Genomic DNA, 14,286 nt, shown 5'->3' on the forward strand with positions numbered 1-14,286 from the left:
CCGGATGAGGAGATTCCCGGGACCGCACTTCATCGTCACAGCCGATGGGAGACGCGCCATCTTCGAGAGTGCGGGCTGCACTCCGAAGGTGCGGTTTCTCGGCCCTTTACTTCAGGAGGTACGCGTGGATAATCGTGAGCTCCGTCTTGTTGCCCAGGCTGTCGGTGGCGCTGGCCCGCAGCGACACGAGTCCGGTCGTCGCCGGATGGGTGACCGTCGCGGTGAAGCCGGCGGTGGTCTTCACCACGGGCGCCGACTGCCAGGTCGCGCCGTCGTCGTACGACGCGTCGAGTGTCACGTTGCCCCACTCACCGAGGACAGCGCCCTGCTGCCCCTGCAGGTACAGCGGAATCTTGAACCGCTGACCGGCTGCCGCCCGGTTCTGCTGATCGAGCGCGGGCGCGAAACGCAGGGCCGCCATCGGTAGCGCCGCCTCGTTGGCCGGGCCGCCCGCGACGTGCCCGGACCGGAACGTCCAGGCGCCCCGCACCTCGGTCGAGAACGGCGAGGTGTCCCGGGTGGACCGGGTCTCCAGGCGATAGGTGGCGGTCCCCGGTGGCACCGTGAAGATTCCAAACTCGGAGTCCTGGGAAATCAGCGGCTGCCCGTTGCGGAACATCCGCATTTCCTCGGCCAGGGTGCCAGAAAATCCGAAGTGGTCGGGATTCTGGTCGGAAAAGTGCGGAATCTCGAAGTTCATCTGGTCGCCGAAACGGCCACACCACACCACGGGCAACACGGGGCTGGTGGCGAAGGCCGGCCCGAATGGCCCGACATTCCACTTCTCGGTACGGGTGCTGCCGGCGATGCCGGCTTGTCGGGGCAGGTCGGCGATCTGCCAGTTGAGGTTGTTGTCCGCATCCAGTTCGTACACGTCCTCGAAGAACGCCGCGCCGGGTGAGGTGAATTCGGTGATGGTCGCCGGTGGCTGCACGTACGCCGAGTAGAGCTTGCGGTTGACAGCGCCGGGCACCTGCGCGGCGATGACGTTTCGTACCTTGGCCAGATCGGCGTCGCGGAACACGCGGTGCAGGTTCGCCGGTACCGTGCCGTCCTCGCTCCACTGCAGGTGGTACTGGTACGGCGAGCCGAGGAAACCACCGTTGCCGTCCGGTTTGCCCAGGTGAGCGGCGACGGTGAAGGTGAACTGGCCGGCGGCGGCCGTCCGAGACGGGCGGACGCGGATCTCATCCTGCGGGCCGTGCACTGTGGAGCCGACCGCCGCGACGCCGGTCTGGCGGCTGGGCATCACGTCGAGGATGCCGGTGGCGCCGCGCCGGTCCAGGCCGAACGTGAGCGGTTTCGCGTCGCGGGCGTCGAAGGTCAGCGCCAGGTCTCCGGTCGCCGCGATGTCCGGCTCCACGAAGAAGTCGAACGGCACCACGTCGGTGGTGCTGGCGCCGCTGACGCCCGCCTCCAGGTAGTAGTGGCCGGCGGGAACGGTCACGGTGGTGGTACCGGATTCGTGGTAGCCGCTGTATTCCTGCCGCGAAACGGTGTCGAAGAGGCTGACGAAGTAGTCGGCCGTCGGGATGCCCCGCCGGTCCAGGAAGGTGAACGTGAGCGTGACACCATCCGTGGCGACCGCCTGGCGCTTCACGGCCCGGGGCGGCAGGTCGGCGGCGCGGGCGTCGGACACACCCGCCCGGGCCAGCGCCGACACGGCGAAGAGCCGCTCATCGAGCCGCCCCGACGCGACCCGCGCGAGCTGGTCGGCGGGTACGACGTACAACTCCCCGTCCTGCCGGTACTGCCGGAACGGGGTGCCCACGCGGCCGGGCGCCGGGGTGATGGCGACAACGCGCTCCCGGTCGAGCGCCACCTTGTCGCCGGTCACCAAGGTGACCGTGCCGGTGCGTACGGGCGAGGGCGCCGGGGTCGACAGCGCAGGCGCGGCCCGCCCAGGTCCCGGTACGCCGAGGGCCAGGACGGTGCACAGGGCGACACTGCCCGCGCCGAGCCGTGAGATCAGTCGGTTCATCGTTCGGTGCTCCTTCGCGTCGCGCTGACGTCCTGCGGCTCGGCCCGGTCGGCGGAGCGGGCGTCGTCGGCGGGCGTCGTGGCGTAGCCCAGTTCCAGTGCGGAGATCGGAGCGTTGAAGACGTGCCGCAGGCGCAGAGCCGGACGCTCGATCACGTAGTAGCTGACCAGCGTGAAGAGCGCCGTGCCGACGATCACGTAGAGGACGAAGCCGACCAGCTCGCCGAAGGGCAGCGTGGGGCGGGCGTCGTTGAGCCCGAGCGGTTGGTTGCCGAAGATCGTCCCGTACTGGAAGTAGTAGTACATGACCGGGACGTTCCACAGGTAGACGCCGTACGAGAGGCGGCCGATGTAGCGGATCGGCGGGTTGGTGAGCACGGCGTCCATGAACCGTGAGCGCACCTCGGGCACTGTCAGTGGGACGACCGCGAGCAGGCCGAAGGCGAAGAACAGGACGTATTCCACCAGGTGCTGGGCCATCGCGGGCCAGGTGCCGACCACGACCTGTGGGGCGAACGGCTTGGGGATGTAGAGCAGCAGTGCCGCGAGAGCGCCCAGCCACCACAGCATCGGGTGCTTGGCGACCGCGCGGTGCAGGGTCGGCACCACACCTGTCACGTCCCGGTACGCGGAGAGCGTAGCGAGTGCCATGCCGGCGGCGAAGAACCCGGCGTAGCCCAGCGGCCAGAAGACGAAGTAGTAGGTGTGCTCGGCCTGCGACGGCAGGTAGCAGAAGACCGTCCAGGCGGTGCCGATCACGGTCATGAGCACGAACGGCATGATGATGCGGCGGGCCCGCGCGGCCGGGTCGGCGCCCCGGCGGGCGCTTCGGTTGATCAGCCAGGCCAGGATCGGCAGGGCCAGGTAGTACGACATCTCGACCGGGACGGTCCAGGTGTGCTCCATGCCCGGCCACCACTGTGCCATCTCCGGCGTGAGCCAGTAGTGCAGCAGGATGAACGGCTTGATGACCTCCCACGCGCCGTCGACGGCGGAGAGGTTGAGGGTGAACATGACCACGAGCGTGAGCAGGTAGAAGGCGGGCAGCAGGCGCAGCGCCCGGCCCACGATGAACGGGCCGGGCGCGGGGCGGGGGGTGCCCGCGATGATGGCGCGCGCGAACGGCCGGTAGAGCAGCAGGCCGGACAGGACGAAGAACGGCGGAAGGAAGATCCGGAACGCCGGCACGAGGCTTCCCAGGATGGGAACCCCCTCGTGGCCGGGCAACTCGCTGATGCCGGACTGGTAGCCGATGTGGTAGATCACCACGAAGATCGCGCAGATACCGCGGAGGCCGTCGTATCGCGCGTACCGCCGCTTGTGCTGTGTGCCGATTTCGGCGTCGGAGTGCGTCGCCTCGGTCGCTGTCATTACACGCTCCCCTCACGATTGCCTGACAAACGCCCTACGTGTTGCGTGGGCCATCCGCGGCGCAGCCGAAGATCGCCCACCGGCCCGCCCCCCCTGACTGGACGGTGGGTGGAGATGATCGAACGCCTCCATGTCCGGACGCCGCCGGGCATGAGGTCGTGAGTCGTTCGAGAGCGGAAAGTTCAGGCAGTTATTTTTCAGGCGATCATCCGCGGCTGCATCTTCCAGATTGCTGGATTCCCAGCAACCTGTCCGAAGTGGACGCCGGATCGCCGCCGGCCGTCTGCAGCGCAACGTCAGAGGTGCTTCGGCCCCGCGCCGGGTGGCAACCTGTCGGGCAGCCGGCGCGTACGCGCCTTGCCGCTGACCTGGACACGGCCGAGACGGGACGGGCACATGACCGAAACCGCGGAAATCACCTTCAACGAGCTGCTCGGCTCGTACCGAGACGCAGCCCCCCACCGGATCGACGACGCCTTCCACGACCTGGTCGGCGCAGTCTGGACCGACGGCGCGGCCCGACCCACGGCGGTGTCGGCCGTACCGGAACTGATCGACGCACTGGACAGCGTCGACGCCGACCGACGGGGCTACCTGCTGGTGCTGCTCGGGCTGCTCGCCGAGGCTGAGCACCCGGCGACCGACGGACCGGTGACGACGGCGGTGCGCGAGGGCCTCGACGGCTACCTCGACGCGGCCCGCGGCACCACCGAGCCCGACGCGCCGCTCACCCTCGCGCTGCTCTACCTCCTGGCGCACTTTCCCACCGACCGGGCGCGGATCCTCGCCGCGACCCGGCACCTCGGACTCGACGCCCCCGACCGCACCCGGCTCGAGCGCGCCCTCGACACGCTCGACGAGGCCGACCCGAACATCGGGCGGGCCTGGCCGTCCCCGGCCGAGTGGAACATCAGCGAGGCGGAGCGCGAGTTCGACAGGCGGTGGATCCGCGCCCTGACCCCCAGCCAGATCCGGACGACCTGGGACGGCGACACCCGCTCGGTGCTGGCCACGATGGGGGCCAAGGCGCTGTGGGCGCAGGGCAACGGAATGCCCGCGGCGGCCGTCGACCCGAGCCCCCACAACCTGGTCGTGGACACCAACCCCCGCGACCTCGACCCGGCCGCCTTCGAACGGCACCGCGAGGCGCTGAAATGCCCGGCCTGCCGGGGGTCGCTGACCTTCGACACCACTGTCGCCCGGTGCGGGCAGTGCGACGCCGCCTACGGGATCACCCACGGCGTGCTCGACCTGTCCCAGCGGCTGCGCCCCGGCGCCGGCAAGAGCGACTCCAGTGACGACGCCGAGGCCGACGTGCTGCAGAACGCGGCGGTGCTCGCCGGCATCGGCTTCCACTACGAGCAGGGCATGCGTCCGAACTTCCTGCGCATCATGGGCCGCAACTGGTCCGGGGAGGTCACGCCGACCGACGAGGACGAGTACATCGCCGCCCACCTCTGGCATCGGGGCGGCACCGTGCTCGACCTGGCCGCCGCCGCGGGTCGCTGGACCGCCGTCGTGTGCGAGGCGGTCGGCACCGAGCGGGTCCTCGCACTGGACCTGAACGAGGCGATGCTCTACGACCTGCGCAGCAGGTTGACCGAGGTGCCGGCCGTCCGCGGCGACGCGCTCGACCTGCCGTTCCCCGACGCCAGTCTCGACGCTGTTAACTTCTGGAACGCGTTGCAGGCGGTGCCCGACGCCGGTCGGGCTATCGCCGAGATCGGCCGCTGCCTGCGCCCCGGCGGCACCCTCACGCTCATGACGTTCCGCTGGGACGATTCACCGGTTTACCGCTACTACCAGCGGTCGCACCACTTCCCCGCCCGCCCGGACGGGTTCGTGCTCTTCGAGATCGCCGAGATCAAGCAGTGGCTCGACGACGCCGGCCTGACCATCATCGCCGAGTCGTACCCGGGCACGTTCGTCTTCGTCACCGCCGAACGCCGCCCGTCCTGACGGTCGGCGGCCCGACATGGAAAGTGGGAGAGGGATGGAGAACACCACAACCGCGCCGATCGACATCGCGACCATGTACGACGAGTCGACGCCGATGTCCAACGCGTTCAACGACGGGCAGGTTCATCTCGCGTACTGGTACGACGCGGTGGACGAGGCGTCCATGCGGGAGGCGTCACAGCGGATCACCCGCCGGGTCGGCGAATCCCTCGGCCTGCGTCCCGGCCAACGGGTCCTCGACATCGGCTGTGGCCTGGGCACGCCCGCGCTCGAATTGGCGAGCGACTACGGCGTCACAGTGGTCGGCATCAACATCAGCACGGTGCAGGTCGAGGAGGCGACCACGCGCGCCGTCGCGGCGAATCTCGGTGACTCGGTCACCTTCCAACACGGCGACTGGAACACCCTCGACTTCCCCGACGGGTCGTTCGACGCGATCGTCGCGATGGAGACCCTGCTGTACGCCACCGACCTGGACCGGGTGCTACGCGGCCTGTTCCGCGTCCTGCGGCCCGGGGGCCGACTGACGCTGACCGAGACGACCCGCGAGAGCAGCATGGGGATCGAGGAGGCGGCCGAGTTCGCGGCGACGTTCAACGCGCAGTTCCTCAAGTCGACAGCGGAGTGGGTCGAGGCGTTGACCGCCGCCGGGTTCGAGTTCCACGAGTACCTGCAGTGCGGGCCGCGGGTCTTCGGCAAGGGACCGAAGTACGTCGCCGAGGCGGAGAGCCAGCGCGCCCACCTCACCGAGAAGTTCGGCGCCGAGGCGGTCGACGAGCTGGGCAAGGCGCTCGGTTACTACTTCGAGGCCGGGGCGGGCAAGGTCGGCTACGCCGTCATCACCGCCGGACGGCCACTCGGATGAGGAGGCCTGCGTTGACCGATCCAGGATTCCCCCCGGTGCCCGAGCCGGATCTCACGCCGGCCGACCTGATCGCCCGTGCCGAGGCGATGGTTCCCCAACTACTGGCCCGGCAGTCCGAGGTGGAGCGTCGGACGTTCTACGGTGAGGACGTCCACGAGATGTTCCGGGAGGCGGGCTTCTACCGGATCACCGTGCCCCGGCGCTACGGCGGGTACGAGTTCGAGTTCGAGACGTTCCTGCGGGTGGTGATGATCCTGGCCCGGGGCTGCCCGTCGACCGCCTGGATGTTCTGCCTCGGCGCGGCCCACTCGCTGGTGACCGCGATGCTGTTCGAGGAGAAGGCGCAGGACGAGTTGTTCCGGGGTGGTGACTTCATCGCACCGGCGGTGATCGCCCCCGGCGGGACCGCCACCCGCTCCCCCGACGGTGGCTGGATCATCGACGGCACGTGGAACTACTGCTCCGGCATCCCCTACGCCACCCACTTCATCGGCCACGCCATGGTCGCCGGCGACGACGGCGAACCACCCCATCCGCTGCTGTTCATCGCACCACGGGGCACCTGGACCCGTCTCGACGACTGGGGCGGGCAACTGGGGCTCAAGGGCAGCGGCTCGCACAGCGTCCGCTTCGACCGGGCCGAGATCCCGGACCACTTCGGCCTCGAGCACACCCACCTGGGCGAGGTCTCGGTGACGTCCGGGACCAGTGGGAGCGCGCTGCACGCCCACCCGCAGTACGGCGGGGCGCCGATGAGCTCGATGTGTCTGGAAGGCGCAACACTCGGGGTCGGGATCGCGCAGGGCGCGCTGGAGGCGTACGGCGAGGTCCTGTCCACCCGCAGGACCTCGACGCCACCGATCACCCTGCGCGTCGACGATCCGGACTACCAACGGTGGTTCGGTCAGGCCACTGCCATGATCTCGGCCGCCGAGGCGATCACGTTGAGCGCGATCCGCCAGTGGCACGACCTGACCACCCGCGAACCGGCCGCCTTCACCCTCGAGGAGGACCTGCGGATCGCGATGATCTGCCGCGAGGCGGCGGAACTGGCCTGGCGCGGCGTCGAGGCGGTCATCCAGCCCACGGCCGGGACCAGCTCGGTCACCGGCGACGGCCACCTGGAACGAGTCTGGCGTGACCTGTCCACCTGTCACAGCCACGCGGGCTTCGCGGTGCTCCTGACGACGGCTCTCCCCCGCGTCTACACCCAGGCGCACTTCGGTCGGCTCACCGCCTGACCGCCCACCGACGGAACGACGAATGGCCGGACGCGTCCGGCCATTCGTCGTTGCTGGCGCCGTCGACCACCAGCCCTCGGGCGAACAGGCCCGCCGGACACGACGAAAGCCGCCCCCGGGGGTCGGGGGGCGGCTTTCGTCGTGGGTGGGTGCGGGGACCCTCAGGCGGGAGCGGGGTACGTGACGACCTCGGTGCCGTCCGGCGTGTGCCGGCGCTTGGCCATCCGCTCGATGATCCAGTGTGCGACCACCAGGTTGAGGACCCAGCCGAGCCAGTTGGCGAGTTCGACGATGACGCTGATGGCCAACGGCATCGTGGGCCAGATGGTGAACATGCCGACCAGGATGCGGCCCCAGGTGGTGCCCAACGCCAGCGCGAAGCTGTACGCCATCCAGCGGCGGTGCTCGGCGTAGCGTCCCTTGCGGACCATCACCAGACCGGTGATCGTCGTGGCGAGCCAGGCCACCCCCATCGTGACGATGCCGATGCTGCCCTGGTGGTCGGCGCGCAGCGGGATCAGGGTGAACACGCCCAGGGCGGCCGACGGGAGGGCCCCGCCGAAGATGTAGACGCGGCCGCTGATCCGGTGGACCTTCGGGTGGTTGCGGCGCAGCCAGCCCCAGAACTGGAGGAACACCGTGATCATCGCGATGTTCCCGGTGATCACGTGCGCGACGACCAGGCTGTAGTGCACCGGGACGCCGGGGTCGAGGATGCTGCGGCTGTTCGCCGAGTCCGTGCTGAAGTAGCGCGGGAACGCGTACAGCAGGTTGAAGACGACGGCGCCGGCGAGGACGACGAGCCACAGGTAGGGCTGACGCCAGATCGACGACGACGGGGCCGACGGTGGGACCGATGGTGATGGTTCGGTCGCCTCGTGCGTCGGCGACCGGCCCACCCGAATGGTGGCTTTCTCCGCGTTCTGCGTCATGGAGGGGTCCCTCGGGTCGTAGGTCGTCAAGGGGTTGGCGGATTGCCTGATTCACGGGATCGCCGGCGCTCCCCGAGGGGGCGGGGAACGCCGGCGAATCTTCCACCCGTTAATCGCCTACGACTCTGGCACCCGTCGAAATCGGTCGTCATCTCCGAGGATGCGGTATGCACGACCGCTCGTGCAGGTTGCTCAGGAGGGCGAGATGTTGCCGTTGAGCTTGAACAGGTTGTTCGGGTCGTACGTGCGCTTCAGCTCCACCAGCCGCGCGTACGTGGCGTCGGGGTAGGCCTCGTGGATGCGCTCGGCGGCATCGTCGTAGAGGAAGTTGACGTAGCTGCCGCCACCCGGCCGCTGCACGACCTTGGCGAACTCGTCGACCCAGGCGCGGTGCTCGGCGGCCTCCTCCGGCTTCTCGAACACGACAGCCGCCGTGAACATGATCTTGCGGTCGCGGTGCGCGAACGCGGTCGCGTCGGACGGCACCCGGGCCATCGCCCCACCGAGCGGACGCAGCTGGGCGACGGGCATGGTCGCCGACGAGGTCTGCAGCGTCTCCAGGATCCGACCGGCCGTGGCCGCGTCGACCTCGTCGACGAAGTTGGTCCGGCTGAACGTCAGCGGGTGGTAGTTCGGGTCCTCCGGCTGGTAGATGCCACTGAAGGGCATCGGCTGGACCATGTCGGCCAGCACACCCAGCTCACGGATCGGCGCCAGCACCTTCTCGCCCTCCTCCGGGTCACCGGCGTAGACGATGATCGCGAGGATCACCAGCTGACCGACCGCCTCGTCGGGCACACCGGGCATCGGGGGCGCCGGCATGATGTTGATGATGCTCGACAGCTCGTCGGGCGCCTCCAGCGAGATGCGCAGGTATTCCGCCACGACCTCCGGCGTCGCCGGCAGCACCAGCAGGCCGCCGAGCACCGTCGGCACGGAGTGCAGCCGGTAGCGGAACTTCGTGACGACACCGAAGTTGCCGCCGCCGCCACGAATCGCCCAGAACAGGTCGGGGTGGTTGTCGGCGTCGACAGTGAGGTGCCGGCCGTCCGCGGTCACCACGTCGGCGCCGATCAGGTTGTCGATGGTCAACCCGTGCGCGCGGACCAGGTAGCCGATGCCACCGCCGACCGTCAGGCCGCCCAGGCCGACCGAGGCGGTGTCGCCGAAACCGGTGACCAGGCCGTGCTCGGCGGCCGCCTCGGTGTAGGCGCCGGCGAGCACACCGGGCTCCGCCCAGGCGGTACGACTGTCGGCGTCGATCTCCAACGCGTTCATCTTCGAGAGGTCCAGGACGATCGCGTCGTCCCAGACGCCGTAGAGGCTGTGGCCGCCACTGCGAACCGCGAGCGGCAGCTCCGACCCGCTGGCCACCGAGACGACATGCGCCACGTCGGCGGCGTTGACCGCCTTGACGATCACGGCGGGTCGCCGATCGACGCCGCCCTGGAAAATCGTGCGGGCCTGGTCGTAACCGGGGTCGCTCGGCTCGATCACCTCGCCGACGACGCCCGCACGCAGCTGCGCGGCCACGGCGGTAGCCGTGTCGGTAGGCGCCACGATCTCGTCCTGCATGGAAGATACCTCCTGGTTATGGCGGTGCGGTCCCACCAGGGCCGCGTACCCTTTCGCAGTGAAGTCGGAGCCGTACCTCGTTTTTCGACATTGCCGCCGGTAATCAGCAACGTTTCTCGTCCACACGCTTCGCCCGCGGGTTCGCCGCCCAGGGCACTGGAGGAACCCCGGCACCGTGGCTGATGAGGGTAACGTGGCCTCCCGCTCGGAGGTCGAAAGTCTGCTGCGCCAGCTCGCGCCGCAGGTCCTGGGCGCGCTCTACCGCCGCTACGGCAAGTTCGAGGCGTGTGAGGACGCGGTGCAGGAAGCCCTGCTGGAGGCGGCGCTACGCTGGACGGACCAGAAGTTGCCGGACAATCCCCGCGGTTGGCTGCGCACCGTCGCCACCCGCCGGTTGGCTGATCAGTGGCGCAGTGACCAGGCCCGGCGCAATCGCGAGGTGATCGTCGCGGTGATGGGCCGCGCCGACGAGGCGGTCTCCGCCTCCGTCGACGACCTGCCCTACCAGCACGACGACACGCTGATGCTGCTGTTCATGTGCTGCCATCCCGCGCTGTCCGCGCCGTCACAGATCGCTCTGACGCTCCGCGCCGTCGGCGGCCTGACCACCAGCCAGATCGCCGCGGCGTTCATGGTGCCCGAGTCGACGATGGTGCAGCGGATCAGCCGGGCCAAGCAGCGGATCCGGTCGACCGGCACCCGGTTCCGGATGCCACCGCCGGCCGAGCGACGCGAGCGCCTGCGGGTAGTGCTGCACGTGCTCTACCTGATCTTCAACGAGGGTTATACCGCCACCTCCGGCCCGGATCTGCAGCGCGGCGAGCTGACCCGGGAGGCGATCCGGCTGACCCGCGAGGTGCACCGGCTGCTGCCCGACGACGGTGAGGTCGCCGGGCTGCTCGCGCTCATGCTGCTGACCGACGCCCGGCGCGACGCCCGTTCCCGCCCGGACGGCACGTTGGTACCGATCGCCGAGCAGGACCGGCGGCTCTGGCACCGGGAGTCGATCCGCGAGGGCATCGCGCTGGTCACCCGCAGCCTGAGCGACGGGCCGGTGGAGTCCTACCAGATCCAGGCGGCGATCGCCGCGCTGCACGCCGAGGCGGCGACCGTCGACGACACCGACTGGCCGCAGATCGCCGCCCTCTACGAACTGCTGGAACAGCTCGATCCGAACCCGATGGTGACGCTCAACCGGGCCGTCGCGACCGCCATGGCCAAGGGTCCGGAGGTCGGGCTGCGCCTGCTCGACGGCCTCGACGACCGCATCGCCAACCACCGGCTCGACGCGGTACGCGCCCACCTGCTGGAAATGGCCGGGGACCGGAGCGGCGCCCGGGTGTGCTACCTGCGGGCGGCGCAGCGCACCACGAGCCTGCCCGAACGCCGCTACCTGGAGTCGCGCGCGGCCCGGCTCAGCGACCCGCGCTGACCGCCTGCGGGGCCAGCCACAGGTGCACGACCTGGTCGGGCTGCTCGACCCGGCTGATCGGCAGCTCCACCTGGCCGTCGCGGGTGCGGTCGAACAGCCGCACCCCGTCGCCCATCAGCACCGGGACCACGTGCAGCACCAGCTCGTCGAGCAGGCCGGCTCGCAGGCACTGACGGATCACGCTGGCACCCCCGAGCACCGACACGTCCCGGCCGCCCGCGGCGGCCAGCGCGCGGCTGACGGCACTCTCGACACCATCGGGTACGAACTCGAAGCGGGTGCCGCCGGCCAGCTCCAGAACCGGTCGGGGCTCGTGGGTGACCACGAAGACCGGGAGCCCGAACGGCGGCTCGTCGCCCCACGGCTTCTCCCCGTGGTCGTACATCCGCCGGCCGATCACATGGGCACCGACGGACGCGAACCCCTCGTCGAGGATCTCCGCGTCCCGGTTGGCCCGGCCCCCGTCGAGGCCGACGCGGGCCCGCCAGGTGGCCAGGTCGTAGATCCACTGGTGCAGACGGTGGCCGTCCACGCCCATCGGCAGGAGGCGACTGTCATCAGGGCCGGTCACGAAACCGTCCATCGACACCGAGATGTCGGCAGTCACTCGCGCCATCGGGGACTCTCCATTCCCAGGAGCACGGGCAGCCAGGCGGGCGCGTTCATGGCGAACGTCCCCTGGGAGGTCAACTCGGCGTCGGGCACCGCGAGGCGCAGACCCGGAAAGCGCCGGAACAGGGTGTCCAGACCGATCTCCACCTCCAGCCGGGCCAGCGCGGCTCCGAGGCACCGATGGATGCCGTGGCCAAACGAGAGGTGCCGCTTGTCGGCCCGGCCCGCGTCGAACCGGGCCGCCTCGGGTCCGTGCACCGCCGGGTCGCGGCCCGCCCCGGCAAAGTGCATCAGGATCGGTTCACCCTTGCCGATGCGTACGCCGGCGATCTCGACGTCCTCGACAGCGAACCGGAACGGCAGGTGCGCGACCGGCGCGTCCACCCGCAGCGTCTCCTCGATGACGTCGGCCCAGCCGGCGTCGCCCGAGCGGACCCGGCGCAGTTGCTCCGGGGCGTTCAGCATCGCCCGGACGGCGTTGACCAGCAGATTCATCGCGGGCTCGGTGCCGGTGTTGAGCAGCAGAAGCAGGGTGCTGACAATCTCGTCGTCGTCGAGCCGTTCGCCCTCGTCGCGGGCGGCGATCAGGTCGCTGGTCAGGTCGTCGGCGGGTTCCCGGCGCTTGCGGTCGATCAGGTCGTGCATCTGTGCCCGCAAGCGGGCGAAGGCGGCGGCGGCCTCCTGTGGGGTGATCTTCGCGCTGGCGGTGGCGTAGCCGCCGCCACCGCCGACGATGCCCACCCGCTCGGCGACCGGCAGACCGATCAACTCGCCGATCACGTGAGCCGCCAGCGGGTGCCCGAACCCCGCCTTCAGGTCGACGATCTCCGTGGGCGGATGCCTGGCGAGGTCGTCGAGCAGGTCAACGGCCAGCCGTTCGATCGCCGGCCGCATGGTCTGCACCCGACGCGGCGTGAACGCCGTACGGATCAGCCGCCGCTGGCGGGCGTGTTCGGGCCCGTCCGAGCTGGTGAGGTTCTCCATTCGGGCCCAGGCGATCAGCGGGAAGTCGGGCCCGATCTCGCCGTTGGCGTACGCGATCCAGTGCTGGCGCGGGTCCTTGGAGAACCGGTCGTCGGCGAGGATCTCCTTCGCCGCCTCGTAGCCGGTGACCGACCAGGCGGGCACCCCACCCGGCAACATGATCCGGGCCACCGGCCCGTGTGCGCGGATGCGGGCCGACTCGGCGTGGATGTCGGCGCCACTCAGGTCGAGCCTGACGGGTGATCCGTTGTCCATGGCTGACTCCTCGACGGGTTTCTCAGACCGCGCGGACGGCGAAGGTCAGGTGCAGGTCGGTGTCGGCGAGGCGGCGTTCCTGGGTGTCGGTGACGTCGAAACCCCGCTGGCGCAGCAATGCCTCGATGTTCCCGAGGCGGCCGTCGATGTCGTGCACCTCGACAACCAGCTCGCCGATCTTCGCCCAGTCGTCGTCGGCGATGCCGGCGATCACGTCGGCCTCGGCCTTCTCGACGTCGATCTTCACGAGGTCCGCCCGTTCGGCGCCGGAGTCGCGCAGCAGCCGGGAGAACGTCATCGTCTCGCATTCCACATAGGACAACTGGTGCCGGGACGTGGCCAGGTGCTCCGCATCGCGTACCGGGACACCGCCCTCGATGAGCAGTTTCCTGGCGAGGGCGGTCTCGAGGTCCTGCTCGGTGTACAGCCCGGACTCCGCTGGGGCCTTCGGGTAGTAACCGAACCGGGCGTGCCCGTCCGCCGCGGTGATCGCGACGTTGCGGGCCAACCCGTCCGGCACGTGCCGCGCGAAGTTCTCCTCCAGCGCCCGGTAGGTGTCCGGGCCGGGCTCGGCCGCCACGATGAACGCGGCCGGGTAACGGGACTTGAAGAACATCGAGGCCAAGCCGATGTTGGCGCCGATGTCGAAGATGACACCGGGTGTCGGCCGAGTGCCACCGGGACGACGGTAGGACTCCTCGACGAAGATCTCGCGGTAGAGCAACGCCGCCTCGGCGGCATCGACCTGGGTGACATCCTGCCCGTTGGGCAGCCGACGCCGGATCAGGCCCATATCAACTCCTCGCGCTGGTCGGGACACCACCTGAGAATGGGTGCTGGCCACCGCCGCGGTCACCTTCCCGGTTGCGCAGGCTGCGCCGCGAAGCGCCAGGCGGACCACGAACTGGCAGCCATCGGGCGTGTTGCGCACCTCCACCCGCGCGCCATGCGCCTCCACCAGGGCCGTGAACGATGGCCACGCCGAGCGAGCAGTCCGGGGCGACGCTTCCCAAGTGAGCCGTCAACGGGTTGGAACGCCATCAAGCATTGACACGTCCCGCTATCCATTCCATGGTCGAT

General features: G+C 69.8%; 11 protein-coding genes and 1 pseudogene. 4 read left to right on the plus strand and 8 right to left on the minus strand.

Annotated elements, in window-relative coordinates:
• Positions 1-106: 106 nt before the first annotated feature.
• Positions 107-1,981 (minus strand): hypothetical protein, encoded by a 1,875-nt coding sequence (locus NIE111_RS10980; protein ID WP_238684286.1) that lies wholly within the window; start codon positions 1,979-1,981, stop codon positions 107-109.
• Positions 1,978-3,351: an acyltransferase family protein gene (locus NIE111_RS10985; RefSeq protein WP_238684287.1), complete on the minus strand. Its 1,374-nt coding sequence runs from the start codon at positions 3,349-3,351 to the stop codon at positions 1,978-1,980. Before NIE111_RS10985 ends, NIE111_RS10980 begins: the two co-directional genes overlap by 4 nt.
• A 396-nt stretch (positions 3,352-3,747) precedes the next feature.
• Here NIE111_RS10985 and NIE111_RS10990 point away from each other — a divergent pair, with 396 nt between their 5' ends.
• Genes NIE111_RS10990 through NIE111_RS11000 form a run of 3 tightly spaced genes read left to right on the plus strand, consistent with a single transcriptional unit; the run spans position 3,748 to position 7,416 of the window.
• Complete coding sequence (locus NIE111_RS10990) at positions 3,748-5,310, plus strand: class I SAM-dependent methyltransferase (protein ID WP_238684288.1); 1,563 nt, start codon at positions 3,748-3,750, stop codon at positions 5,308-5,310.
• A 34-nt stretch (positions 5,311-5,344) separates the two neighbouring features.
• Positions 5,345-6,175, plus strand: coding sequence for a class I SAM-dependent methyltransferase (locus NIE111_RS10995; protein WP_238684289.1), 831 nt, complete (start codon positions 5,345-5,347; stop codon positions 6,173-6,175).
• Positions 6,172-7,416, plus strand: a complete 1,245-nt coding sequence (locus NIE111_RS11000) for an acyl-CoA dehydrogenase family protein (RefSeq protein WP_372488304.1) — start codon at positions 6,172-6,174, stop codon at positions 7,414-7,416. The genes NIE111_RS10995 and NIE111_RS11000 overlap by 4 nt, the downstream gene beginning before the upstream one ends.
• Before the next feature lie 161 nt (positions 7,417-7,577).
• Here the strand turns inward: NIE111_RS11000 and NIE111_RS11005 are convergent, their stop codons facing one another.
• The gene (locus NIE111_RS11005) at positions 7,578-8,348 is read right to left on the minus strand and encodes a DUF2306 domain-containing protein (RefSeq protein ID WP_210780613.1); all 771 of its coding nucleotides are present in this window, start codon (positions 8,346-8,348) and stop codon (positions 7,578-7,580) included.
• A 192-nt stretch (positions 8,349-8,540) separates the two neighbouring features.
• Positions 8,541-9,923, minus strand: a complete 1,383-nt coding sequence (locus NIE111_RS11010) for an FAD-binding oxidoreductase (RefSeq protein ID WP_238684291.1) — start codon at positions 9,921-9,923, stop codon at positions 8,541-8,543.
• 175 nt (positions 9,924-10,098) lie between these two features.
• Here NIE111_RS11010 and NIE111_RS11015 point away from each other — a divergent pair, with 175 nt between their 5' ends.
• Complete coding sequence (locus NIE111_RS11015; RefSeq protein WP_238684292.1) at positions 10,099-11,355, plus strand: RNA polymerase sigma factor; 1,257 nt, start codon at positions 10,099-10,101, stop codon at positions 11,353-11,355.
• Here NIE111_RS11015 and NIE111_RS11020 read toward each other — a convergent pair.
• The 4 genes and pseudogenes from NIE111_RS11020 to NIE111_RS32410 form a co-directional block, all read right to left on the minus strand.
• Positions 11,339-11,971, minus strand: a complete 633-nt coding sequence (locus NIE111_RS11020) for a dihydrofolate reductase family protein (protein WP_238684293.1) — start codon at positions 11,969-11,971, stop codon at positions 11,339-11,341. The genes NIE111_RS11015 and NIE111_RS11020 overlap by 17 nt on opposite strands.
• Positions 11,959-13,206, minus strand: a complete 1,248-nt coding sequence (locus NIE111_RS11025; protein ID WP_238684294.1) for a cytochrome P450 family protein — start codon at positions 13,204-13,206, stop codon at positions 11,959-11,961. The genes NIE111_RS11020 and NIE111_RS11025 overlap by 13 nt, the downstream gene beginning before the upstream one ends.
• 22 nt (positions 13,207-13,228) lie before the next feature.
• Positions 13,229-13,999: an FkbM family methyltransferase gene (locus tag NIE111_RS11030; protein WP_238684295.1), complete on the minus strand. Its 771-nt coding sequence runs from the start codon at positions 13,997-13,999 to the stop codon at positions 13,229-13,231.
• Between the two features lie 78 nt (positions 14,000-14,077).
• Positions 14,078-14,192 (minus strand): annotated as a pseudogene (locus NIE111_RS32410) (sensor histidine kinase); the annotation flags it as partial.
• Positions 14,193-14,286: the final 94 nt, after the last annotated feature.

Origin of the sequence: Micromonospora hortensis (genome assembly GCF_022230935.1) — a bacterium.
In the GTDB taxonomy this organism is placed as follows: domain Bacteria; phylum Actinomycetota; class Actinomycetes; order Mycobacteriales; family Micromonosporaceae; genus Micromonospora; species Micromonospora hortensis.